The organism is Ligilactobacillus salitolerans, assembly GCF_003864415.1.
Taxonomy (GTDB): Bacteria; Bacillota; Bacilli; order Lactobacillales; family Lactobacillaceae; genus Ligilactobacillus; species Ligilactobacillus salitolerans.
Window position 1 is genome coordinate 124,955 of record NZ_BFFP01000001.1, and the last position, 22,848, is coordinate 147,802.

The following is a 22,848-nucleotide window of genomic DNA, read 5'->3' on the forward strand; positions in this document are numbered from 1 at the left end:
CGGATCAGAAAGGAATGCGGTCATGAACAATGACGTTTTGACAGACAATTTACCACCGCAAAATCTGGAAGCAGAACAAGCAGTTCTGGGCTCAGTCTTTTTAAGTGCAGATGCCTTAGCTGATGCAATGGAATACGTTGAGCCAGACGACTTTTATCGCAGAGCTCACCAGATCATGTTCCAAGCGATGATCGACCTCAACGATGACGGCGAAGGGATCGATGTGATCACGGTCAAAGACCGTTTAGATCAAAATAATCAGCTGGATGATGTGGGCGGTGTGGCCTACATTGCTGAAATAGCTTCAGCTGTACCAACGGCTGCCAATGCCGGCTACTATGCGCATATTGTTGAAGAAAAAGCAATGCTGCGCAGACTGATCGCAGCTGCCACTAATATTATGGGGGCAGCTCAGGACCAAGACGGCGATGTGCCAACGCTCTTAGATGATGCGGAACGTCAGATCATGGATGTTTCTGAACGTCGTAATCGCAGCGGCTTTAAACCGATCGATCAGGTCTTAAAGAGTGCGCTGGAAGAAGTTGACAAACTTTCCCAAGAGCATGAGGATATTACCGGACTGCCGACTGGTTACCGCGACTTTGACTTAATGACTGCCGGCTTGCAGCCGGATAATCTGATCATTTTGGCTGCTCGTCCTGCCGTCGGGAAAACGGCTTTTGCCCTAAACATCGCCCAAAATGTCGGCACTGCGACTGATTCTAACGTTGCGATCTTTTCGCTGGAAATGAGCGCGGAATCATTGGTCAACCGCATGCTTTGTGCAGAAGGGTCGATCAATGCCAACCACTTACGTAATGGGCAGCTGACTGATGAAGAGTGGCAGAATTTGATCGTTGCCATGGGTGCCTTGTCGAAGACCAATATCTTTATTGACGACACACCCGGCATTAAAATGAGCGAAATTCGTGCAAAGTGTCGGCGTTTGGCTAAAGAAAAGAATGGCTTAGATTTGATCGTAGTCGACTATTTACAGCTGATCGAAGGCTCGAACAAAGAAAGCCGTCAGCAAGAGGTCTCTGAAATTTCCCGCCAGCTCAAAAAATTAGCGAAGGAATTATCGGTCCCAATCATTGCCTTGTCGCAGCTCTCTCGTGGAGTTGAACAACGGCAGGATAAGCGGCCGGTTTTATCTGATATTCGTGAATCAGGTTCAATTGAGCAGGATGCGGACATCGTTGCCTTCCTCTACCGTGATGATTACTATGAACGTGAGAGTGAAGATGATGATGAAAAGAGAAATGAAGAAGATCAAGATGTGGGTGAAGTTGAATTGATCATCGAAAAGAACCGTGCTGGGGCACGGGGAACGGTCAAATTGATCTTCATTAAATCCTATAATAAGTTTTCTAATATTGCCTACCAGAGTGAATAGAGGGCAAACAAAGAAACGTTCAACAACCGCAGTGTTATGCGAGGTTGTTGAACGTTTTTTTCTTGGCTAAATTTTGGCGACGGAATCGCGCAGCTCCATCTTCGGATGGTGGGTCAGCGTCTCAAATTCTTTGCCTTTGATCAAAGACAAGATGCCTTTGCCGGCTTCCTTACCCACTCGACTGCGCTGATAGTTGACGGTGGTCAATCCTGGGCTTAAGTAAGCGGACGAATCGAAGTTATCAAAACCTACCAGAGAAATATCCTGGGGGATCTTTAAATCGAGGTCCTTTAATTTGGCCAAAACATGAATTGCCAGCTGGTCATTATAACAGGCGATCGCGGTTGGCTTTTCTTTATCTTGCAAATAAAAATCGATCTTCTTGCTGATGACAGAAAATGGATCATGTGAACTGTACATAATAATACTGCTCTTGGAAAGATCGCAGGACATTTCCTGGTAGGCTTGAATAAATCCGTTCATCCGGTGGACACCCTGACGGTCATCGACTTGGAAGATACCTAAGATCTTACGGTGTCCCATTTTCAGGAGGTATTTGATCAGGTTCTTTTCAGCTGCAGCATCATCGTTGATGATCGCTGGGGCTGTTAACTCCGGGTACTGTGCGTTGATGAAAAGCAGCGGGATCTTGCTCTTCGAAATCTGGTTATAAAGATCGAGATTCATGTTAGGCTTAGCACTTTCGCTAGGCTCTACGATCAGACCAGCAACCTGTGAATCAAGCATTTTGATCAGACTGAGCCGTTCTTTTTCCGGCTGATTGTGTGTGTTCGCTAACAAGAGCGAGTAGCCTTCCTGGCTGATCACTGAGTCGATCTCAGAAATGATTTTAGGAAAGATATAGTCAGCAATGTGAGTACAAATCAGCCCAATTGTCTTACTTTCGGTGTTGGCACTCCATTTTTTATTCCATTCTTCAACGTACATTCCGCTGCCCTGGACTTTATAGATAAAACGCTCATTTTGCAGCTCGATCAGTGCCTTACGAACGGCATAACGTGAAACACTGAATTTTTCCATTAATTCTGTTTCAGTCGGCAGTTTGTCATTCATTTTGTATGGCCCAAAAGTTATTTGGTTTTTAAGTTTCTCTTTAACCCTAAGATAATCGTTTTTCATTAAATTTAACCCCATAATTTATTTGAATAAAAGCAGATCAATAAAAATCCCCAGGATAATTTATCTGGTCAATAATAGAATAACACAAATTTCCTCTTTGGGGCAAAAAGGTCAATAGCCTTAGAATGGCGGGAATTCTATTGGCAGGAGAAATCGAATGATTTTGTGGTATATGGAAGCCTCAAAAAATAAATAAATGTTTCACAAATAATGAAAACGTATCAGACTCGGAAGGAACGCTTTTTTGTTTCACTAATTTATGCGAATGAATTTAACGTAAGGTTGAATCATGCGGACGAATAGTCTAAGATGATAAGCGTTTACAAGGGGCTGTTTAGGAGACTAAAGCGTTTCAGACAATGGGTTTTTACAGACAAAGGAGGAAACATTTTTGTCCCAAGAGAAAAGGATCTCGAGTAAATATATTTATTTTTTTGGCTCATTCGGTGGAATTTTATTTGGCTATGATATTGGGGTCATGACCGGGGCGTTGCCGTTCCTCAAAATTGATTGGGGCCTGGCTGATGGAACTATCACCGGTTGGATCACTTCGGCAGTTATGTTTGGTGCAATTTTTGGTGGAGCAGTGGCAGGTCAACTATCTGATAAGTTTGGGCGGCGGAGAATGATCTTAGTTTCAGCTGTGATCTTCGCGACCTTCTCATTGCTTTCAATGGCTGCTCCAAATAAGGGTTCGATCTACTTGATCTTAGTCAGGATCTTGCTAGGACTGGCCGTTGGGGCCGCTTCGGCGCTGGTTCCCGCGTATATGTCGGAAATGGCACCCGCGGATGCTCGCGGTAGCTTGTCGGGCTTAAACCAGACTATGATCGTTTCAGGGATGCTCTTGTCTTACATCATGGATTTTGTACTGCAAAACCTGCCTCAAGCTTGGGGCTGGCGTGTCATGTTAGGCTTTGCCGCCGTGCCGGCTGTGATCTTATTCCTCGGTGTTTTACGTTTACCCGAATCACCGCGGTTTTTGATTAAAAGCGGTGATGAAACAGGTGCGCGTAAAGTTCTGTCATATATCAGAAAAGACAACGGAGAGATCGATAGTGAAGTCAAGTCGATCAAGGAAGCTTCGCACAAGGAAACTGCTGCTGCACAAAAGACTTCCTGGTCCACTTTGTTTAGTGGAAAGTATCGTTACTTGGTCATTGCTGGTGTTGGTGTGGCTACTTTCCAGCAATTTCAAGGTGCTAATTCGATTTTTTATTACATTCCGATCATCGTTGAAAAAGCCACTGGGCAAGCAGCCAGTTCTGCTTTATTGTGGCCGATCGTTCAGGGTGTGATCTTGGTTCTCGGTTCACTCTTATATATTTGGATCGCTGAAAAAGTTAAGCGGCGGACATTGCTCCTGCTTGGCGGGACCATGATGGGCCTGGCCTTTATCTTACCGGCTATTTTAAATGCCCTGATCAAGAATTTGAATCCGATGACAACGCTGATCTTCTTATGCATTTACGTTGCCTTCTATTCATTTACTTGGGCCCCGTTGACTTGGGTCATCGTTGGTGAAATGTTCCCACTGGCTGTTCGTGGACGTGCCTCAGGTCTCGCTTCTTCTATGAACTGGGTCGGTTCTTGGGCCGTTGGTTTGCTTTTCCCAATTATGACAGCTTCTATGCCGCAAAATATTGTCTTTGTCATTTTCGGTGTGATCTGTCTCGGTGGTGTATTGTTCGTCCGTTTCTGTGTACCTGAAACGAAGGGGCATACTCTTGAAGAAATCGAAGAAGCCGGTTTGTACCATGGCAGTAAGGAGCCGCAAGAAGTTAAACAGTAGGGAGGAAATATGAATGAATACTGCTGAAATAGCAAAGGAGATCCAGGCTGGTAAAACAGCCTTGGGGATTGAATTTGGGTCAACTCAGATCAAAGCAGTCTTAGTGACCGATGATTTTGAACCGGTCGCTTCCGGCAGTTTTTTGTGGGAGAACACTTTAAAAGACGGGGTCTGGACCTATTCGCTGGATGAAGTCTGGGATGGAGTCCAGCACAGCTACCAGCAAATGGCTGCTGAAGTTTCGAGCAAGTACCATGTGCAAGTTGAAAAGCTCGGTTCGATCGGTGTGAGTGCAATGATGCACGGCTACTTGCCGTTTGATAAAAACGACGAATTGCTGGTACCGTTTCGGACTTGGCGTAATACGATCACTGGTGATGCTGCCGAGAAATTAACGAAACTCTTTAACTTTAATATTCCTTTGCGCTGGAGTATCGCACATCTCTACCATGCAATTTTGCAAAAGGAAGAACACGTTAGAGACATAGACTTTATTACCACCTTAGCCGGGTACGTTCATTGGAAATTGTCGGGAAGAAAAGTTACTGGCGTCGGGGATGCGTCAGGGATGTTCCCGATCGGAACGAATGGACAGTTCTCTCAGAAAAAACTAGCACAGTTTAATGACCTCGCTGAGGTTAAAAAGTATTCGTGGAAAATTGAGGATATTTTACCAGGTGTTTTATCAGCTGGACAGAGTGCAGGCAACTTAACCGAGGATGGGGCTAAGCTGCTTGATCCCAGCGGTAAGCTGCAAGCTGGCAGTGTGATGGCTCCGCCAGAAGGTGATGCTGGGACTGGCATGATCTCGACGAATAGTGTTCGTTTGCGGACAGGTAACATTTCTGTTGGAACATCGGAGTTTTCGATGGTCGTCTTGGATCAGCCGCTCAAAAAAGTGCACCGTGATATTGATATTGTTCAGACACCGGATGGATTGCCGGTTGCGATGGTTCATATCAATAACTGTTCATCAGACATTAATGCCTGGGCTGACGTCTTTAAAGACTTCGCTAAAAGGCTGGGACTTAATCTCAAACCTGATGAACTCTACTCAACTTTATTCTTGGATTCGACCAAAGGCGACCCAGATGCTGGCGGTCTAGTTAACTACAGCTACCTTTCCGGGGAGCCTGTGACTAAGACAGATGAAGGCCGGCCGTTGTTTGTCCGGACACCAAACAGCAACTTCAATTTAGCGAACTTTATGACCGCGCAGTTGTACTCAGCCTTTGCCCCGCTCAAGATCGGGATGGATATCCTAACGAATGAAGAAGGCGTAACAACTGATGTCATGATCGCGCAAGGCGGGTTGTTTAAGACTCCAGTTGTTGCTCAGCAGATCTTGTCTAATGCACTGAATCTGCCGATCTCTGTGATGACTAATGCTAGTGTCGGCGGTCCTTGGGGCATGGCGGTCCTAGCACAGTACGTTGCTTCCGGTGCCCAAGAGTCCTTGGCGGATTACTTGGATACCAAGGTCTTCTCACATTCAGAGACGATGACTTTAAGTCCAGAAAAATCCGGTGTGGCTGGCTATGAAAAATATATTGAACGGTTCCAAGCTGGTTTGCCCATTGAAAATCAAGCATCCGTTTTAGAAGATCCAGCACAAAAATAAGAAATAGAGGGAAAGAGCAATGTTAGAAAAATTAAAGCAAGAAGTTTACGAAGCTAATATGAAACTTCCAAAGCTTGACCTGGTGACATTTACCTGGGGCAATGTCTCTGGGATCGACCGGGAAAAAGGGCTGTTTGTGATCAAGCCGTCTGGGGTGGATTATGACAGTTTAACTCCAGATGACATGGTCGTGGTCGATTTGGACGGCAACGTTGTTGAAGGCAGGCTGAATCCATCCAGCGACACACCGACCCATACGGTTTTATATAATCAGTTTCCTAATATCGGCGGGATCGTCCATACGCATTCTCCGTGGGCTGTTTCGTTTGCTTCGGCTGGAGTTGATGTTCCAGCGCTTAATACGACCCACGCTGATACTTTCTACGGACCAGTTCCGGTTTCAGATCCATTGACCAAAGAAGAAATCGAAGAGGCCTATGAAGAAAATACCGGCAAGGTCATCGTCCGCACCTTCCAGGAACGAGGGATCGATGAAGATGCTGTTCCTGCAGTTTTAGTCAACCAGCACGGTCCATTTGCCTGGGCCGCAACTCCAGATAAGGCGGTCTATAATGCTAAAGTTTTGGAGGTCGCTGCAGAAATGGACTACCACGCGTTGCAGTTAGCCGGACATGAACAGATCGGTGTGCCGCAATACTTGTTGGACAAACATTACTACCGCAAGCACGGCAAGAATGCCTATTATGGGCAAGACAATGCCAAATCCCAGGAACATGCCAAGCGTAAGTAGTTTTGGATAAATTCTGTGTATCATTTTTAAAAATCGAGCGGAACACTTTTTAGTGCAAAAGTGTTTGCGAAAAGTGCGCGGCTCAATCAATAAATTAAAGGAGTGTTTTTAATGTTATCAGTACCAGAGTATGAATTTTGGTTTGTTGCAGGTAGTCAACCTTTATATGGTGAAGACACATTAAAGAGTGTGGCCGAGGATGCTCAGAAAATCGTTGCAGGCTTAAACGAAAAAGGCGATTTGCCATACAAAGTTGTCTTTAAGGAAGTTCTGACAAACGCCGATGGGATCACGAAGTTCATGAAAGAAGCCAACTACCAGGATAAGGTTGCTGGTGTGATCACATGGATGCATACCTTCTCCCCAGCCAAGAACTGGATCCGTGGGACTAAGTTGTTACAGAAGCCTTTGCTGCACTTAGCTACACAGTTCTTAAACAATATTCCTTACGATACAATTGATTTTGACTATATGAACTTGAACCAAAGTGCCCACGGCGACCGCGAGTACGGTTATATCAATGCCCGCTTGGATAAGCGCAACAAAGTCATTTATGGCTACTGGGGCGATGCAGAAGTTCAAAAAGAAATCGCCGACTGGGAAAACGTTGCTGTTGCTTACAACGAATCCTTCAACTTAAAAGTTGTTCGTTTCGGCGATACAATGCGTGACGTTGCTGTGACTGAAGGCGACAAGGTTCAAGCTCAGATCCAACTTGGCTGGACAGTCGACTACTATCCAATCGCTGATTTGGTCGAAGAAATCAATAAAGTGACTGAACAAGAGATCGATGCCGAATACGATGACTTGAAGTCCAAGTACGAATTGGTCCAAGGCGACAACGATCCTGAAAAATATGAACATGCTGTTCGTTATCAATTAAAGCAATATATTGCTATGAAGCGGTTCTTTGAACGCGGCGGCTACTCAGCCTTTACTACCAACTTCGAAGATCTGCATGATATTGAAGAATTGCAAGGCTTATCAGCTCAGTTGTTAATGCGTGACGGCTACGGCTTCGCTGGAGAAGGCGACTGGAAGACGGCTGCTTTATTACGGGTCTTCAAGATCATGACTCACAATGAAAAGACAGCCTTCATGGAAGACTATACTTTAGATTTGCGTAAGGGACATGAAGCCATCTTGGGGTCACATATGCTCGAAGTTGATCCTTCAATCGCATCTGAAAAGCCGCGGGTTGAGGTTCATCCACTAGATATTGGCGGTAAAGATGATCCTGCACGCTTGGTATTTACAGGCTCTGAAGGCGATGCTGTTGATGTAACGATGGCTGACTTCCGTGATGACTTTAAGATCATCAGCTACGAAGTCGATGCCAATAAACCAGAAAAGGAAACTCCACACTTGCCAGTTGCTAAGCAGTTGTGGACTCCTAAAGCAGGTTTAAAGGAAGGCGCTACGGCTTGGATCCATGCTGGCGGTGGTCATCATACCGTCTTCTCATTCACAGCTAGTGAAGAGCAAGTCGCTGATTTAGCTAACTTGTACCGTGCTAATTATGTAGCAATCAAGTAAACAGGCAAGTCAATGTTTCATGTGAAACATTTCAAAGAAAGATAGACAACTCAGCCGCTAGCGGTTGAATCATAAGGTGAAGCAGGACGTTTTTTACGGTTGAAAAACGTCCTGTTTTTTTGCGCAAGATTTGTTGGAAAAGTTGATTTGACTATAAAATAATAATAAATCTAACGAACTTTATCATCTATGAAAAAGGTTGCAGGACGTAAATCTAGAATAAAAAGGAACTATTTTCAAAAAAAATATTTCATTATTCGTTATTTTAGTTGCAATTGATGATTGTTTTTGTATATAATACCTTTTGGACAATGTTACATAATATCAATTCGACAAATTACATTGGGGGAAATTCAGATGAAGTTTTTCAAGAAAGCTGCAATTGTTGCTTCTAGTCTTTTATGTGCAGTTGCATTGGCAGCCTGCGGTAATTCTAAGAGTTCAAAGGACTCAGATGCATATACACCTAAGAAATTAACGGTGCAATTTGTACCTTCGTCAAACGCAACGACGATCGAAGCCAAGGCAAAGCCTTTGGAAAAGCTGTTGAAAAAAGAGCTGGGGATCCCAGTTAAAGTTAGTGTTTCAACGGACTATAACACGATTGTGGAAGCTATGGGTTCCAAAAAAGTTGATATCGGCTTCTTGCCGCCTGATGCCTATGTTTTGGCGCATAAGCAAAATGGGGTCAAGGTCTTGCTGCAAGCTCAGCGTTTAAATGTTGAGGGTGCAGATAATCATTCCGGAAATAAGAAGGTTGATTACTATCGTTCACAGATCCTTGTGCGTAAAGATAGCGGGATCAAGAGTATTAAGGACCTGAAGGGCAAGAAGATCGCGGTTCAGGACACAACCTCAACAGCCGGCTGGATCTATCCAGTAGTTGAAATGTACAAGCATGGGGTAAACATCAATAAAGACAACATTCAAACTGTCCAAGTCAAGGGACATGATCAAGGTGTTCTTTCTGTTTATAACAAGAACACGGATGCAGCATTTGTTTTCCAAAGTGCCGAGAATTTGGTTAAAAAGGATGCACCGGATATTCATGACAAGGTTGTGCCGATCTATACCACAAAGAAGATCCCGAATGATACGATCTCAGTTCGCGGTGATATGAGTTCTAAGTGGCAAAAGAAGATTGCAAAAGCATTCAAGGATATTGCAAAGACCAAGAAGGGGCATGATATTATTTCCAGCGTATATTCACATGAAGGCTATGCAGATTCCAAAGACAGCAATTTTGACATCATCCGTGAGTACGATAAGACAGCAGAAAAGCTGGATAAATAAAAACAGAGTGGAGCATGGCGATCAGAAGGCGAGCACTAACAGACTTCAGTAAAAATGCGTGTTTCAGCATTGTTGCTGAAGTTGGTTAGGCACAACCTTCTGCCATGCGGAACTCGACTAATAAAACAGGGCGGAGTGATTCGGGAGATTCCGAGCATTAACGGAGACCGGAGTTATGGCGCGAATTTAAGCACTATGGCTCAGGTCTTGGTTAAGCGGAAGAATCTGAATCGCGCAACCCGACTAAAAAAACAGAGTGGAAACAAGCGGGAGAAGATGAGCATTATCGGACTTCGACACAATGACGCGGTTTTTGCGTCGTGGTGTTGAAGTTGGATAAGCGCAGTCTTCTGCTTGTCGGAACTCGACTAATAAAACCAGGTTGGAACGCTTCGCGGTTTTAGCACCGTGATGTTGAAAGATGATAAGCGAAAAAAGCCTGATTTGCGGAACCTGCTCTTACGGGGATCAAGTGAAATTTATCTAAGGGTTTTAAAGACGGTTTTAAAGACGCTAAACTTTAAGGAGCAGAGACAAGAACCTATTGTTTCTGCTCCTAGTTATATACAGCAGTATGCAGTGAAGGGTGGATTTAAAGATGAGTGACCAACAGGTATTAATTGAGTTTGATAATGTTCAAAAGGTGTATCCAAATGGAACAGTTGGTTTAAAAGATATTAATTTGAAATTGTATAAGGGTGAATTCGTGGCGGTTGTTGGGTTATCAGGAGCTGGTAAAAGTACCCTCCTGCGCACCATCAACCGAATGCATGATATTACCGGCGGCGATTTAAAGGTCAATGGTCAGTCGATCGTGGGTTACAAAGGCAAAAATTTACGTAATCTTCGTCGCAGTATCGGAATGATCTTCCAAGATTTTAACTTGGTCAATCGCTCGAGTGTCCGCAGAAATGTGCTTTCCGGCAGAGTAGGTTATTATTCAACCTGGAAAAGTTCATTAGGCCTGTTTTCGGCTGAAGACAAAAAGAGGGCCGTCCAGGCTTTAGATCGTGTGAATATGACTGAAAAAATTTATACGCGTGTCGACCAGCTGTCTGGTGGACAACAGCAGCGTGTTGCGATCGCCCGGGCTTTAATGCAAGACCCGCAGATCATGCTGGCTGATGAACCAATTGCCTCGTTGGATCCGTTGACGACAACTGCCGTCATGGATGATCTGCTCAATTTGAATAAAGAATTGGGAATTACCGTTTTAGCCAACTTGCACTCTGTACCATTGGCCATGAAGTACGCTGATCGAATTGTCGGCTTGCGCGATGGCCAACTAGTGTATGACAAGCCGATTGCTGAGGTCAAAGAAGAAGATTTTGAAGGCATTTATACCAAGGCGGGGGTCGAGGGAGGTGCCTTGAATGGATAATGATCTTTTACCAAAACGCCCTTTTATGCAGAAATATCACGTCAAAGGGATCGGTTATTCGGTACTATTTTTGTTCTTATTATGGGGTTCATCTATCATGACCGGTGTCGAATGGGGCGAGTTTTTCACGAACCTCGACCAATTTTTTGACCTTCTAGGTCGGATGGCTCATCCGGCTTGGGAGTACACTAACATTGTGATCCAGCCGATTGCTGAAACGATCCAAATGGCGCTGATCGGGACGACTATCGGAACTTTGATCGCGATCCCTTTTTCAATCTTGGCGGCACGTAATTTGATCAAAAACTCAGTGGTCCGCGGCATCATTCGTTTCATTTTAAATTTAGTTCGGACGATACCAGACCTCTTATTGGCAGCTTTATTTGTGGCGATCGTTGGAATTGGTGCAACTGCTGGTGTTTGGACTTTGGCGGTCTTTTCGTTCGGAATGATCTCCAAGCTGTTTTATGAAACGATCGAAACGATCGACGAAGAGCCCTTGGAGGCTTTGCGAGCAGCTGGGGCTAATAACACTCAGGTTGTTGTCTTTGCGGTGATCCCGCAAGTCTTAAATAGTTTTGTAAGTTACTTCCTGTATACCTTTGAAATTAATGTTCGGGCTTCCACAGTTCTGGGGTACTTAGGTGCCGGCGGGATCGGTGTCTATCTGCAACGTTCATTATCTTCTTTTAGGTATGACCAAACAGCTGTGATCGTTTTGGCCATTTTATTGGTCGTGATCGTGATCGATGCTGTTAGCAATAATTTGAGGGAGAGACTGCAATGACAAATAAAGTGAAAAATAATTGGGCGCGTCATAGCTGGATCTTTTGGGGAATCCTGGTGCTTTTGTTCTACCTCTGGTCGATCATGGGGCTAAATTTCAGCGGATTACAGGAATCAGCTGGTGAAGTCAGCAAGTCGATCGTTGAAGGCTTATTTCACCCAGACTGGGGTTATTTTTACGATGGCAGCGGTGAGGACTTATTTAGTCTGATCATCCAGACTTTGGCGATCGCCTTTTTAGGGACGTTTGTTTCGGCGATCCTGAGTGTTCCCTTTGCCTTTTGGGCTGCTCGGGCCGCTAAAGAAAATAAATTTCACCTGCGTTCGACTAGCGGCAAGTTTGTTTTGGTTCTGATCAGAACCTTTCCGGAGCTGGTTTTAGCGATCATGTTTATTAAAGCCGTTGGTCCAGGTTCATTTGCTGGGGTACTGGCAGTCTCGATCCATTCGATCGGGATGCTGGGCAAACTTTTCGCTGAAGCAATCGAAAATATGGACCGTGGTTCCGAGGAAGCTATTCAATCTGCAGGCGGCAATAAGGCCGATATGTGGATCCTAGCTACTATGCCTACGATCATGCCCGAATTTTTGTCCTTTACCTTGTATCGCTTTGAAATAGCTGTTCGTTCAGCTTCGATTTTAGGGATGGTCGGTGCCGGCGGAATCGGGACGCCGCTCTTATTTGCAATTCAGACCAGAAATTGGCCGCGGGTCGGGATCATCTTGCTGGGGATCATTGTGATGGTCACAGTGATCGATTATATTTCTGGCACAATTAGAAAGAAGCTGGTCTAGTGAAGGTTAGGATCTTATCAACAAGCGATGTTCATGGCTACTTTTACCCCACAGATTTCAGCAGTGCAGCAGATCACCATGAATTGGGCTATTTGAAGGCTGCGACCTTGATCCGGCAGATCCGTGCTCAGGCAGGGGAAGATGAGATCGTGCTCTACATCGAGAATGGCGATATTGTCGAAGGATCACCGCTTGATGCTTATGCTTATAATACACGGGAAGCAACTGATCACTATCGTAAGATTGGTGCCATGATCAACTTAGTCAAGCCCGATGCTGCAGTCTTGGGCAACCATGAATTTAACTATGGGCTGGACTATTTGGCCGCGGTTTTGCAAAACCGCGATTACCCGATTTTAGGAGCCAACATCACTGGTCCTAACGCTGTCAAAATTGTGGATGCTCCCTACCGGATCATCGAACAAAAAGGTGTTAAAGTTGGGATCATTGGTCTGACGACTCAGTTCATCCCGCACTGGGAGGATCCGACTAACATTGCTGGACTCAAGTTCTCATCTGCATTATCTGTGCTCAAAAAACAAGCCGCCAAGCTGCGGCCGCAAGTTGATGTCTTGATTGCTGCTTACCATGGCGGTTATGAGGCTGACTTAATTAGCGGCGAACCCACGGAAAAATTCACAGGGGAAAATGAGGGTTCCGCGATCTTAAAGGATGTTCCTGAAATCGATGCCTTAGTGACTGGCCATCAACACCGCGAAGAAGCTGCAGTTGTGAACGGCATTCCGACCACTCAGCCTGGTTACCGCGGCAGCGATCTAGGCGAGATCGTCTTAGAATTAGATGAAAAAAAGCAGGTCAAACACGGCACAGCCAACTTACTGTCAGTGGCGGGCCAAGAGCTTGCGCCTGACCTGGAAGAAATTAGCGCTTCTTGGCTCACTGAAACTCAAACATGGCTTGACCAGCCGGTTACTAAAATCGCTGGAGGGATGCGGATCTCCGACCATATGCAAGCTCGTTTGCACGGGCATGCATACTTGGATTTTGTCAATCAAGTTCAAATGGAAGCTACAGGGGCTAAAATTTCTGGGACAGCACTCTTTAATGATGATGTTCAAGGTTTTGGAACTGAAGTTACCGTGCGCAACGTGATGAACAGCTATGTTTATCCTAATACTTTGGTAGTAGAAAAAGTTACTGGAGCTGACCTGCGTGCTGCGCTGGAACGTTGCGCTTCTTTTTTTGAAGTTAAATCAGACGGAACTTTGGAGATCTCGGCGGAGTTTTCGAACCCGAAGGTGGAATTATACAATTACGATTATTATAGCGGGATCGACTATTCCTTTGACTTGACTAAGGCTGCTGGTAATAGGGTGGGCCAAATTTTCTACGCTGGACATGAGTTGTTGCCAGATGAAGAGGTTGAGGTCGCTTTGAACCAGTATCGGGGTGTCGGCGGTGGAAACTACCCGATGTTTAGCGCTGATAAAGTTGTCCGAGAATACGCTGATGATATGCCTAAACTGATCATTGAGTACCTGCAGACTCACCCGCAGATCAAGGCCAAGCAGCCGGGAAATTTGCACATAATTCAATAGCAACCTGCAAAAAAGCACTTCTGGAGTTAGCTTCCAGAGGTGCTTTTATTTTGCACGGTGATAAATTTGGCGGGCACGTAATCAGCCAGCCAGATCCCGCTTTTAGTCGGGTAAAAAAGCAGTCCCGTCCTAGCCGCTTTTCGTGCTTGGATCGTGAGGATCACCGGGTGCGGATCGTGTCTGCGCCCAACTTGCTGCGCGCTGCTTTGATCCTCGGAGAGGTGAACGAAAGCCCGGTCCATTTTCTTTAAACCAGAGGCTGTGATCACCTTAGCAGCCTCTGGTGAAGTACCATGGTAAAGAATCACTGGCGGCTTGGCGGCCGGTGCTAGTGGTGTGACTGGCAGACTGTGTCCGTATAAAGCACGAATTGTTGGCCCTTCGATGGCGAATCGCTGCTTAGTGCTTTGCTGGATTATCTTTAAGATGAGCTGTTTGTTTATGGGGATCTGATAGTGCTGGTGAAATTTAGCTAAAAATTCGGCTAAATTAGCTCGGCCGTAAGGATCTAAGCGCACACCGATCTGTTCTGGATGATGACGCAGAACAAATGAAATTTTTTTGCTGATTTTACTGAGGTTCTGTTTCAAGTCGACACCTCCAAGTTTATTATAAATAAAATCACTTTTATCACAATTAAAAAGGCCATGAAATATGGGAATAAAATAATTTAAAGTTGTTTATGTGAACAAAAGTGCAAATTCTTTACAACCGGAAACGTTTGCTATACTCTGGAATTGTACAAACTAAAACAGAAAGAAACAAGAGTGAACAGCTTGTTTTGTACGCGAAAGAAGGTGAAATAATGAGTGCCCATATTGTTCTTACCAGAATTGACAACCGGCTGGTTCATGGTCAAGTTGGTGTGACTTGGACTAGAGCGGTTGGTGCTAATCTGATCGTAGTCGCAAACGATCAAGCAGCTGCTGACCCGTTACAGCAAAAGTTAATGGCAACAACAGCGGATTCTACCGGTGTCGGTATTAGATTTTTCTCGCTTCAAAAGACGATAGACATTATTCATAAGGCTGCTGATCGGCAGAAGATCTTCATCGTGGTCAAGACTCCAGCGGATGCCGTGAAATTAGTTGAAGGCGGTGTTCCGATCACCAAAATCAATGTCGGAAACATGCATTACGGCAAAGGCAAAAAAGAAATCACTAAAAAGGTCTATGTTGATGAACAAGATCAGAAAGATTTACTGCAATTAGCTTCGCACGAGGATATCAGAGTCTTTATTGAAGATTATCCTGGCGAGAAGAAATTTACAGTAGACGAATCGTTGTTTAAATAGCTTTGCACATAGGGAGGTGCATTGAGTTATGACGATTACACTGACACAAGGGCTGTTAATTGCCTTGTGGGCGATGATCTCAGGGCTTGATTGCTGGCTGCAGACATTCTACATTTTTCGTCCGATCATCGTCTGTACGATAACGGGGTTGATTTTAGGGGATCTCAAACTTGGTGTTATTGCTGGCGGGCTGACTGAATTGGCCTTTGCTGGACTAACTCCTGCCGGTGGGACACAGCCGCCCAATACTGTCATGTGCGGGATCATGACGGTTGTGATCGCTGCTTCTAATGGGACAGCACCTACAACTGCCATTGGTTTGTCCTTGCCGTTTGCGATGTTAATGCAATATATTCTACTGTTCTTCTATTCAACCTTTTCGTTCTTCTTGCCGAAATTCGACAAGTATGCTGAGGAAGGGAATGCTAGAAGTTTTAAGCGTCTGAATTATATTCCGTTAACGATTGTTATTTTGACTTTTGGGGTCGTAGCTTTCCTTTGCGTTTATGCAGCTCAAGGAGCTATGCATTCATTAGTCACTTCGATGCCGCGCTGGCTGACCCATGGGTTTGAACTTGCCGGCGGTATTTTACCAGCTGTCGGCTTTGCCATGCTTTTGAAAGTGATGCTCAAACCGCAATATTTTGCTTATCTGCTGCTTGGTTTCGTGATGGCATCAATGATCCCATTTTCAAATGTATTACCGGTTGCTTTGGTCGGGGCGGTCTTCGCGCTGATTGAATTCTTCAGAACTAAGGATCAGAAAAAGACTGAGGATAAGTTAAAAGAACTTGAATCACAAGGAGGCGGCATGGACGATGGCATCTGATGAAAAGAATTCTACAGAAAGAAAGTCGCTTTTCTCCAAACATGAGATTTCGATGCTTGGTTTACGGTCTAACTTTGTCCAAGCGTCCTTTAGTTATGAAAGAATGCATTCACCAGGTTGGACCTGGGCTCAGTTGCCGTACTGGGAGAAGATTTATAAAGATGATCCGCAAGGTTTAAAGCGGGTCATGACCGATAACATGGAATTTATTAATAGTTCGCCGCCGCTGTACCCAATTCTGATGGGACTTTTACTGACGATGGAAGAAGACCAAGTCGATCCAGTGACGATCAAAGGGTTAAAAAATGCCCTATTTGGTCCGATGGCGGGGATCGGGGACGCAATCTTCTGGTTCACCATTATGCCAATTGCTGGCGGGATCAGTGCCTCGATCGCCAAAGACGGTAATGTCTTTGGGCCGATCCTTTTCTTCTTAATTTATCTCTTCCTGTTCTGGTCACGAATTCCGCTGGCTCATTTGGGTTACAGTTTAGGGACGAAAGCAATTGATGTGATTCAGGAAAATTCGCGGACAATTTCCCATGTTGCTTCTATTTTAGGTTTAACTGTTATTGGTGCTTTGATCGCTTCATACGTCAAGATGGAACTGACGATCAAGATCGGTGCCGGCAATAATATGATCAACCTGCAAAAAGACCTGCTTGACAAAATATTTCCCAATATTTTGCCGTTTGCATTCGTCTTCTTCCTCTACTGGCTTCTAAGGAAGAATGTGAGTCCAATCTGGCTGATCGTGGTCACCTTTGCGTTATCGATCGTGATGGCGGCCATTGGCTGGATGTGACAAAGGGAGCAAAGAAAGGACCGGTAACATGAGCAAACCAAGTATCATCATTAGCGGACACGGGACTTTCGCGGCGGGGATCAAAGGAGCTTTAGACATGCTGGCTTCTGTCCCTGACAAATGGTATTTTGTCAACTTTGAAAATGGTATGAGTGATGAGCAGCTAGGAGATCAATTTCAGCAAGTTCAAAAGAAGATCGGTGCTCAGCAAGAAATCGTCTACTTCACTGATCTAGCCGGAGGAACACCATACAAAACAGCAGCTGAGTTGGCTTTCCAGGAGCCGCAAGTCGAAGTGGTGGCTGGCTGCAACGTAGGGTCGCTCTTGGAAGTTCTGTATTTTGAAGCTGACTCGGCAGCTGAATTGGCTGCGAAACTGGTTTCTTCTGCAGCTAATGGCATCAATCGTTTCGAATTAGACGATAGTCCGAAAAGTCAGAAGGATAGTGACGATGGTATTTAAAAAATGAGTTGATCAAGGAAAAACTTGGTCAATTCTTTTTTAGCGAGGTGAGTAATTTGAATAACCTGATAGGTCTGGCAGTCTTGCTGTCACTGGTTTTGGGAATATTGATCATTTGGTGGCAGAAAAAGCATTACTATTATCTGCGGACATTTTTTGTGAAAGAAAAAAGTAAAAATGCGCAGCAGACCAATATTATTCAGCTGAAGGCGAGCGGACAGTTTGTTTGGAATCAGACTGAGATCCCCAATGGTAAAAATCAACCCGCCCGCTTTGTGGTCATGGAGGGAGAATACCTCAAACAAGCTGACCAAATCGTGATCCAACCGGATAAATCTTACCAGTTGAAATACAAGAATGTCGCCGATCTGGTCAAAAACCGCCCGGCTCAAGTTGGGCACGCCGTAGCAGACCAGCCGATAATTTTAAATCTTGGAAAAGATAAAAGCGTCTTTTTGAGTGGGCAAGCCTTAAAGAGCGTTGCCCAAACCAGTCCCATTAAAATCGAAAAGCTTAAGAAAATGACACAGCCCCAATCGGCGTAAACAGCAAGAAAAGCGAGTCAGCACACAGTATTTAACTGGATGCTGACTCGCTTTTAGTTTTAGGTGTAAATCTGTTTATAGTGCTTTGAGTTCGATCAAATCCCCAGTTACACCGATTTGAGCTCCCTGAGCAATTTTATCTTTTCTGGATTCGTGGACAACTTGGAACTTGTTTCTTTTAACGATCCGCAGATTATTAGAATGGAAGTTTTCAGGGAGTTCTTGGTTTGAACCAGCTGGGAGCATCACAATGATCTTGAAGCCGGCAGCATCGACCTTGATTGGGCTGTAATGCAAGGTATCACTGTAAAATTCGACGACTGTTCCACGTGGAACATAGAATAATTCAGCCTCCTCTTTAGCGTTAAATGTGCCGTTTTCTTCCAAAATACTGCGTTTGCCTAAAACCATGACAACATCTGTTAAGAAGATGTTTAATTCGCTGCCTTGATGATATTCAACGGCGGTAAAGTTGAGTGATTGACCGGTGCACTCACCGGCTTCGATCGGCAGGTCGGCAAAAATGTCGGTCCCGATGGTTTGGATAGCAGGGATCGCTTCTAATTCGGCGTTCGAAGGAACATAGACATTATTTTCCGGGTCGATGCTGATATTGTTGTCCATGTATTTTACGATCTCGGAAATGTCATAGTCAGTGTAGATTTTTCCATACTTACTAAAACTGGGGGCGGAAATTGCTTGAATCTGGTAGTCAGAGTTTTTCTGACAAAGTTCTTCATATTTTGTCAATTTTATCCTTCTTTCAGTGTCAGTTGATTTTTTCGACAGAAACTTTGGCAAAGTATTCATCAAATAGGGTCGGGTCGATATGACCAGTTTCTTTTTCCATGGTATTTAACATGCCGGTCGTCATCGCAGTTTTTAAAACATCTGGAACACTTTCGTGACGATTAATGCCGACTGCGAGACCAGCAACGGTCGAATCACCTGAGCCGACCGGATTAACGACATTGATCTTAGGGATCGTAACGCGGTAGAGTTCTTGTCCGACTTTGGCTAGGGCACCATCTTTCCCCAAGGAAACCACGACCCATTCCAGGCCGCCAAAAACTTCTTCATTTAACAAGACATGTTGTAAGTCTGCTAAGTCATTTAGTTTGCGACCAACCAGCTGGGCAATTTCTTCTTGGTTGGGTTTGATCAGCAAAGGCTTGTGTTCCTTAGAGATCCCGGCGGCAAGCGAGGCACCGGACGAGTCTAAGATGACTTTCACGTCTTTTTTTGCTGCGGCTTCGACCATGTCGGCATAAAGGTCAACGGCAAAGCCTCGGGGTAAACTGCCTGAGATCGTAACTAAACTAACTTCATTAAGCAGCTGATCAAAATGGTCCATAAATTCGACTTGCTGGTCAGCAGTCAGAGTAGGTCCAGCTTCCAGCACCTCGGTCTGTTGGCCGTCGTCATGCAAAATTGCGATGCAATTGCGCGATTCTTGTGGGATGTGGAGGAATTGCTCTTGGAGACCAATGTCAGCTAATTGTTGGGAAATAAAAGTACCGATCGTGCCGCCAAGCACGCCGCTGGTAGAAACTGGTTCTTGCAGCTGGTAAACCACGCGTGCCACGTTCAAACCTTTTCCGCCAGCAGTTTTAGTTACATTGGAAACGCGGTTGACCGTGTCGAGCTGCAAGTGGTCGATCGGGTAAGAGATGTCAACCGAAGGGTTCATAGTAATTGCGAGTATTTTGTTAGGCATTAAGATCCATCCTTGTTTATTAATGTGTTTATTTGTTTATTCAAGGCTAAAATTAGCATTATCAAGCGGATAAGTCAAGAATTAATCGATTTGAGCGGGAGGGTACGAAATAATACGAATATTTTATGAATACGTTTACTTAATTGGATATAAGGCTTTTGTTTACAAAAAATAAGTGAGACGAGTTTGATTTAAAAAAATAATTTTTTCATGCTTGTTGTTCAATTATGAAAGAAAAAGTCTGTTTTAAAACCTCTTAACATAGCACAAAAACCGCATGGTTGTGCACAACATACTGGATATGATAAAGAGAAAACCTTTTCATATTATCTGTTGACAAACTAAAAAAAACGTTTTAGTATAAAACTGTAAACAATATTGAACAAAAATAAACACGAAAGGAGCGATAACTTAAGTGCTAATGGAGAAGAAAGAGGAGAAGCTTTTCGCTGAAGATAACGTCTATATTTCTTCCAAGACAACGGCAGAAGAGGTCATTCAAGAAATTTCAGACAAATTACTAGCTGATGGTTTAGTTAAACCAGCCTTTTACGAAAATGTTATCGGGCGGGAAAAAGATTTTCCAACAGGTATTGATTTAAATGTGGTCAATGAAAGTTTGCCTAACATTGCAATCCCGCATACTGAAGGAGAATTTGTGAACGTTCGGCGGGTGATCCCAGTTCACTTGGAACATCCGGTAACATTTAAGAACATGATCGACCCTTCCGCAAGCATGGAAGTTAAATTCTTGTTTATGATCTTGAACAACGATCCGGAAGGTCAATCGAACATTTTAGCTCAGATCATGAATTTCTGTACGACGACGAATGCCAATGATTTAGGAGCCTTCTTTAAGAGTACAGATAAGAAAGCGATCTACGAGTTTTTGAACCGGTCCTTTAAGGATCAAAAAGCTTAGGAAAACAAATTTTGAGGAGGAACTTATTATGATTAAAATTTTAGCAGCTTGCGGCGCAGGAGTTAACTCAAGTCATCAGATCAAGGATGCATTGGAAAAGGAAATGAGCAACCGTGGTTATAACGTTAAGTGTGATGCTGTGATGGTCAAGGATATCAATGAAGATATGATCAACCGTTATGACATCTTCACACCGATCGCTAAGACTGACCTTGGCTTTACACCATCTATTCCTGTCATCGATGCTGGTCCTATCTTGTACCGGATCTCTGCGATGGCTGCACCTGTGTACGATAAGGTTGAAGAAACTATCAAAGAAAAAGGCTTGAAGTAAGCCGCAGATGCGCTCTCAATTAAGGCATTAATTTTTTAATTACTAACTTATATCAAAGGAGTGAAGTTTTTAATGCAAGCAATTATTGATGCTGCTAACGCGGTGTTTAAACCAGTCATTGGTCTGGGTGCTCCCTCGATCATGCTGATCGTTTTGACGCTGTTAGCACTTTTATTCCGGGTCAAGTTCACCCGGGCTTTAGAAGGCGGTATTCGCTTAGCGATCGCCTTGACAGCGATTGGTGATATTATCAACCTGCTGACCTCCGCTTATCAGAAACCGTTGAGTGATTTCGTTAAGTCAACGGGGATCCACTTATCGATCACTGACGTTGGTTGGGCTCCATTAGGTACAATTACTTGGGGTTCACCGTACACACTGTTCTTCTTGCTCGTAATGATCATTTTGAACGTTGTGATGTTGGTCTTAAACAAGACTAACACGTTGGATGTTGATATTTTCGATATTTGGCATATTTCTTTCACAGCCTTGATGGCAATGTACTTTGGTGCCAACTTGTTTGTGGCAACGATTTTAATCCTCTACATTGGGGTCTTAAAGATCATCAACTCAGATTTGATGAAGCCAACATTTAATGACTTGCTGGATGCACCTGATGAAAACCCAATGACCACAACCCATTTGAACTACATGATGAACCCAATTATCATGGTCTTCGACAAGTTGTTTGATAAGTTGTTCCCATGGTTGGATAAATACGACTTTGACTCAGCTGAATTGAACAAAAAGATCGGTTTCTGGGGCAGCCATTTTGCCATTGGTGTTTACCTTGGGATCTTCATCGGCCTCTTGGCCCGTCAAGATGTTAAGACAATTTTGACCCTATCATTTACCGGTGGTACATGTTTGGAACTGTTTAGTTTAATTGGTTCATGGTTTATCGCTGCTGTTGAACCACTGTCACAAGGTATTTCTGATTTTGCTACTAAGAGATTTAAAGGCCGGACCTTCAATATCGGGCTTGACTGGCCATTTATCGCTGGCCGTGCTGAAGTTTGGGCAGCCGCTAACGTTTTGGCACCAATCATGCTGATCGAAGCTTTGGTACTTCCTGGCAACCACATTATGCCATTAGGTTCTATCATCGCTATGGGTGTTACACCTGCCTTGTTAGTTGTTACTCGCGGTAAAATTATTCGCATGATCATTATTGGTGCAATTGAAATGCCGATCTTCTTGTGGGCTGGTACCTTGTCTGCTCCATTCATCACAGGTGTTGCTAAGACAGTTGGTGCTTTCCCTGCAGGTGTCAGTTCCGGGACACAAATCGCTGAAGCTACTAAGGAAGGCCCTATCGAACAATTCTTGGCTTACTTAGTTGGTAAAGCTTCACAAGGCGAAATTACATTTATTCTCTATGCAGCACTGGCTCTGATCGCATACTGTCTGATCTTCTGGTGGTATGCAAAACAGATGAAGAAACGTAACGCAGAATATGCTGCTGCTAAAGAAAACAACTAATTAACTAGCCTTAAATGAATTAAGAGACATGTGGTTTTAAGTCAAGAGGAAGTGATGAATAATTGCAATTAATTTTCTAAAAAAATCAGATTTTAGGCGCACTTTAACAACCCTCAAAAGAATAATTGTTAAAAATTTGAGGTTAAAGCAGGTGTATCTAAAAGCTTGAAACAGTTATTTTTGAACTAGACCACTTCTTCCGATTGATAAATTTGGTGTCTGCTTAGTAGGTAGTAGATCACCCTGATTAGTTTTCTAGCGGTTAAAGACAAGGCTCGTTTACGTGGTGCATTTTTGATCTCGGACATCTTTTTATCAAAGTACTTCTTAAAGACTGGATCATAGCGAATTATTGAATTGGTGGCTTCAATCAAATAATAGCGTAGATAAGTGTCTCCAGTATGAAG

General features: G+C 44.1%; 22 protein-coding genes and 1 pseudogene. 18 read left to right on the forward strand and 5 right to left on the reverse strand.

Going from position 1 to position 22,848, the window contains the following annotated elements; genetic code table 11:
* Window positions 1–22: 22 nt before the first annotated feature.
* Window positions 23–1,396 carry a replicative DNA helicase gene (gene dnaB / locus LFYK43_RS00645; RefSeq protein ID WP_124974401.1) on the forward strand — a complete coding sequence of 458 codons (1,374 nt, stop codon included), beginning with the start codon at window positions 23–25 and terminating at the stop codon, window positions 1,394–1,396.
* A 66-nt stretch (window positions 1,397–1,462) separates the two neighbouring features.
* On the opposite strand, the gene LFYK43_RS00650 is transcribed toward dnaB, so the two are convergent.
* Window positions 1,463–2,536, reverse strand: coding sequence for a GntR family transcriptional regulator (locus LFYK43_RS00650; RefSeq protein ID WP_124974403.1), 1,074 nt, complete (start codon window positions 2,534–2,536; stop codon window positions 1,463–1,465).
* 391 nt (window positions 2,537–2,927) lie between these two features.
* Here LFYK43_RS00650 and LFYK43_RS00655 point away from each other — a divergent pair, with 391 nt between their 5' ends.
* The 9 genes from LFYK43_RS00655 (at window position 2,928) to LFYK43_RS00695 (ending at window position 14,050) form a co-directional block, all read left to right on the forward strand.
* The gene (locus tag LFYK43_RS00655) at window positions 2,928–4,328 is read left to right on the forward strand and encodes a sugar porter family MFS transporter (protein WP_124974405.1); all 1,401 of its coding nucleotides are present in this window, start codon (window positions 2,928–2,930) and stop codon (window positions 4,326–4,328) included.
* A 13-nt stretch (window positions 4,329–4,341) separates the two neighbouring features.
* Complete coding sequence (locus tag LFYK43_RS00660) at window positions 4,342–5,949, forward strand: xylulokinase (RefSeq protein ID WP_124974407.1); 1,608 nt, start codon at window positions 4,342–4,344, stop codon at window positions 5,947–5,949.
* Window positions 5,950–5,968: 19 nt separating this feature from the next.
* Complete coding sequence (locus LFYK43_RS00665) at window positions 5,969–6,700, forward strand: L-ribulose-5-phosphate 4-epimerase (RefSeq protein ID WP_124974409.1); 732 nt, start codon at window positions 5,969–5,971, stop codon at window positions 6,698–6,700.
* Between the two features lie 111 nt (window positions 6,701–6,811).
* Window positions 6,812–8,236 carry an L-arabinose isomerase gene (gene araA / locus LFYK43_RS00670; RefSeq protein ID WP_124974411.1) on the forward strand — a complete coding sequence of 475 codons (1,425 nt, stop codon included), beginning with the start codon at window positions 6,812–6,814 and terminating at the stop codon, window positions 8,234–8,236.
* 357 nt (window positions 8,237–8,593) lie between these two features.
* A complete protein-coding gene (locus LFYK43_RS00675; protein WP_124974413.1) occupies window positions 8,594–9,529 on the forward strand; it encodes a phosphate/phosphite/phosphonate ABC transporter substrate-binding protein in 936 nt (311 codons plus the stop codon).
* 598 nt (window positions 9,530–10,127) lie between these two features.
* Complete coding sequence (phnC, locus tag LFYK43_RS00680; RefSeq protein ID WP_124974415.1) at window positions 10,128–10,910, forward strand: phosphonate ABC transporter ATP-binding protein; 783 nt, start codon at window positions 10,128–10,130, stop codon at window positions 10,908–10,910.
* Window positions 10,903–11,697: a phosphonate ABC transporter, permease protein PhnE gene (gene phnE / locus LFYK43_RS00685; RefSeq protein WP_124974417.1), complete on the forward strand. Its 795-nt coding sequence runs from the start codon at window positions 10,903–10,905 to the stop codon at window positions 11,695–11,697. The genes phnC and phnE (LFYK43_RS00685) overlap by 8 nt, the downstream gene beginning before the upstream one ends.
* Window positions 11,694–12,491, forward strand: coding sequence for a phosphonate ABC transporter, permease protein PhnE (gene phnE, locus LFYK43_RS00690; RefSeq protein ID WP_124974419.1), 798 nt, complete (start codon window positions 11,694–11,696; stop codon window positions 12,489–12,491). The genes phnE (LFYK43_RS00685) and phnE (LFYK43_RS00690) overlap by 4 nt, the downstream gene beginning before the upstream one ends.
* A complete protein-coding gene (locus LFYK43_RS00695) occupies window positions 12,491–14,050 on the forward strand; it encodes a bifunctional metallophosphatase/5'-nucleotidase (RefSeq protein WP_124974421.1) in 1,560 nt (519 codons plus the stop codon). Before phnE (LFYK43_RS00690) ends, LFYK43_RS00695 begins: the two co-directional genes overlap by 1 nt.
* Window positions 14,051–14,076: 26 nt before the next feature.
* On the opposite strand, the gene LFYK43_RS00700 is transcribed toward LFYK43_RS00695, so the two are convergent.
* Entirely contained in the window at window positions 14,077–14,640 is a 564-nt protein-coding gene (locus LFYK43_RS00700; protein WP_124974423.1) for an RNA 2'-phosphotransferase, read from the reverse strand.
* Between the two features lie 215 nt (window positions 14,641–14,855).
* On the opposite strand from LFYK43_RS00700, the gene agaB reads away from it, so the two are divergent.
* Genes agaB through LFYK43_RS00725 form a run of 5 tightly spaced genes read left to right on the forward strand, consistent with a single transcriptional unit; the run spans window position 14,856 to window position 17,986 of the window.
* Window positions 14,856–15,344 (forward strand): PTS galactosamine transporter subunit IIB, encoded by a 489-nt coding sequence (gene agaB / locus LFYK43_RS00705; RefSeq protein WP_124974425.1) that lies wholly within the window; start codon window positions 14,856–14,858, stop codon window positions 15,342–15,344.
* Window positions 15,345–15,372: 28 nt separating this feature from the next.
* On the forward strand, window positions 15,373–16,173 hold the full coding sequence (gene agaC / locus LFYK43_RS00710; RefSeq protein ID WP_124974427.1) for a PTS galactosamine transporter subunit IIC: 801 nt from the start codon (window positions 15,373–15,375) through the stop codon (window positions 16,171–16,173).
* Window positions 16,163–16,978, forward strand: a complete 816-nt coding sequence (gene agaD / locus LFYK43_RS00715; protein ID WP_124974429.1) for a PTS galactosamine transporter subunit IID — start codon at window positions 16,163–16,165, stop codon at window positions 16,976–16,978. Before agaC ends, agaD begins: the two co-directional genes overlap by 11 nt.
* Window positions 16,979–17,006: 28 nt before the next feature.
* On the forward strand, window positions 17,007–17,441 hold the full coding sequence (locus LFYK43_RS00720; RefSeq protein ID WP_124974431.1) for a PTS sugar transporter subunit IIA domain-containing protein: 435 nt from the start codon (window positions 17,007–17,009) through the stop codon (window positions 17,439–17,441).
* A gap of 47 nt (window positions 17,442–17,488) precedes the next feature.
* Window positions 17,489–17,986 (forward strand): hypothetical protein, encoded by a 498-nt coding sequence (locus LFYK43_RS00725; protein ID WP_158609164.1) that lies wholly within the window; start codon window positions 17,489–17,491, stop codon window positions 17,984–17,986.
* Window positions 17,987–18,061: 75 nt separating this feature from the next.
* On the opposite strand, the gene LFYK43_RS00730 is transcribed toward LFYK43_RS00725, so the two are convergent.
* Window positions 18,062–18,736 carry a DUF4867 family protein gene (locus tag LFYK43_RS00730; RefSeq protein ID WP_174713940.1) on the reverse strand — a complete coding sequence of 225 codons (675 nt, stop codon included), beginning with the start codon at window positions 18,734–18,736 and terminating at the stop codon, window positions 18,062–18,064.
* Window positions 18,737–18,755: 19 nt separating this feature from the next.
* Complete coding sequence (locus LFYK43_RS00735; protein WP_124974437.1) at window positions 18,756–19,703, reverse strand: hexose kinase; 948 nt, start codon at window positions 19,701–19,703, stop codon at window positions 18,756–18,758.
* Window positions 19,704–20,124: 421 nt separating this feature from the next.
* Here LFYK43_RS00735 and LFYK43_RS00740 point away from each other — a divergent pair, with 421 nt between their 5' ends.
* The 3 genes from LFYK43_RS00740 to LFYK43_RS00750 all read left to right on the forward strand — a co-directional run bounded on the left by LFYK43_RS00740 (window position 20,125) and on the right by LFYK43_RS00750 (window position 22,441).
* The gene (locus LFYK43_RS00740) at window positions 20,125–20,625 is read left to right on the forward strand and encodes a PTS sugar transporter subunit IIA (RefSeq protein WP_124974449.1); all 501 of its coding nucleotides are present in this window, start codon (window positions 20,125–20,127) and stop codon (window positions 20,623–20,625) included.
* A gap of 28 nt (window positions 20,626–20,653) precedes the next feature.
* Complete coding sequence (locus LFYK43_RS00745; protein ID WP_124974439.1) at window positions 20,654–20,959, forward strand: PTS sugar transporter subunit IIB; 306 nt, start codon at window positions 20,654–20,656, stop codon at window positions 20,957–20,959.
* 72 nt (window positions 20,960–21,031) lie between these two features.
* The gene (locus LFYK43_RS00750) at window positions 21,032–22,441 is read left to right on the forward strand and encodes a PTS transporter subunit IIC (protein ID WP_124974441.1); all 1,410 of its coding nucleotides are present in this window, start codon (window positions 21,032–21,034) and stop codon (window positions 22,439–22,441) included.
* Between the two features lie 185 nt (window positions 22,442–22,626).
* Here the strand turns inward: LFYK43_RS00750 and LFYK43_RS12785 are convergent.
* A pseudogene (locus LFYK43_RS12785) lies at window positions 22,627–22,848 on the reverse strand (IS110 family transposase); the annotation flags it as partial.

What these genes read in the sequence shown, in the direction of transcription:
- dnaB (WP_124974401.1), top strand. Translation starts at nt 23, where the DNA reads ATGAACAATGACGTTTTGACAGACAATTTACCACCGCAAAATCTGGAA.
- LFYK43_RS00650 (WP_124974403.1), bottom strand. Translation starts at nt 2,536, where the DNA reads ATGAAAAACGATTATCTTAGGGTTAAAGAGAAACTTAAAAACCAAATA.
- LFYK43_RS00660 (WP_124974407.1), top strand. Translation starts at nt 4,342, where the DNA reads ATGAATACTGCTGAAATAGCAAAGGAGATCCAGGCTGGTAAAACAGCC.
- LFYK43_RS00665 (WP_124974409.1), top strand. Translation starts at nt 5,969, where the DNA reads ATGTTAGAAAAATTAAAGCAAGAAGTTTACGAAGCTAATATGAAACTT.
- araA (WP_124974411.1), top strand. Translation starts at nt 6,812, where the DNA reads ATGTTATCAGTACCAGAGTATGAATTTTGGTTTGTTGCAGGTAGTCAA.
- LFYK43_RS00675 (WP_124974413.1), top strand. Translation starts at nt 8,594, where the DNA reads ATGAAGTTTTTCAAGAAAGCTGCAATTGTTGCTTCTAGTCTTTTATGT.
- phnC (WP_124974415.1), top strand. Translation starts at nt 10,128, where the DNA reads ATGAGTGACCAACAGGTATTAATTGAGTTTGATAATGTTCAAAAGGTG.
- phnE (WP_124974417.1), top strand. Translation starts at nt 10,903, where the DNA reads ATGGATAATGATCTTTTACCAAAACGCCCTTTTATGCAGAAATATCAC.
- phnE (WP_124974419.1), top strand. Translation starts at nt 11,694, where the DNA reads ATGACAAATAAAGTGAAAAATAATTGGGCGCGTCATAGCTGGATCTTT.
- agaB (WP_124974425.1), top strand. Translation starts at nt 14,856, where the DNA reads ATGAGTGCCCATATTGTTCTTACCAGAATTGACAACCGGCTGGTTCAT.
- agaC (WP_124974427.1), top strand. Translation starts at nt 15,373, where the DNA reads ATGACGATTACACTGACACAAGGGCTGTTAATTGCCTTGTGGGCGATG.
- agaD (WP_124974429.1), top strand. Translation starts at nt 16,163, where the DNA reads ATGGCATCTGATGAAAAGAATTCTACAGAAAGAAAGTCGCTTTTCTCC.
- LFYK43_RS00720 (WP_124974431.1), top strand. Translation starts at nt 17,007, where the DNA reads ATGAGCAAACCAAGTATCATCATTAGCGGACACGGGACTTTCGCGGCG.
- LFYK43_RS00735 (WP_124974437.1), bottom strand. Translation starts at nt 19,703, where the DNA reads ATGCCTAACAAAATACTCGCAATTACTATGAACCCTTCGGTTGACATC.
- LFYK43_RS00740 (WP_124974449.1), top strand. Translation starts at nt 20,125, where the DNA reads ATGGAGAAGAAAGAGGAGAAGCTTTTCGCTGAAGATAACGTCTATATT.
- LFYK43_RS00745 (WP_124974439.1), top strand. Translation starts at nt 20,654, where the DNA reads ATGATTAAAATTTTAGCAGCTTGCGGCGCAGGAGTTAACTCAAGTCAT.
- LFYK43_RS00750 (WP_124974441.1), top strand. Translation starts at nt 21,032, where the DNA reads ATGCAAGCAATTATTGATGCTGCTAACGCGGTGTTTAAACCAGTCATT.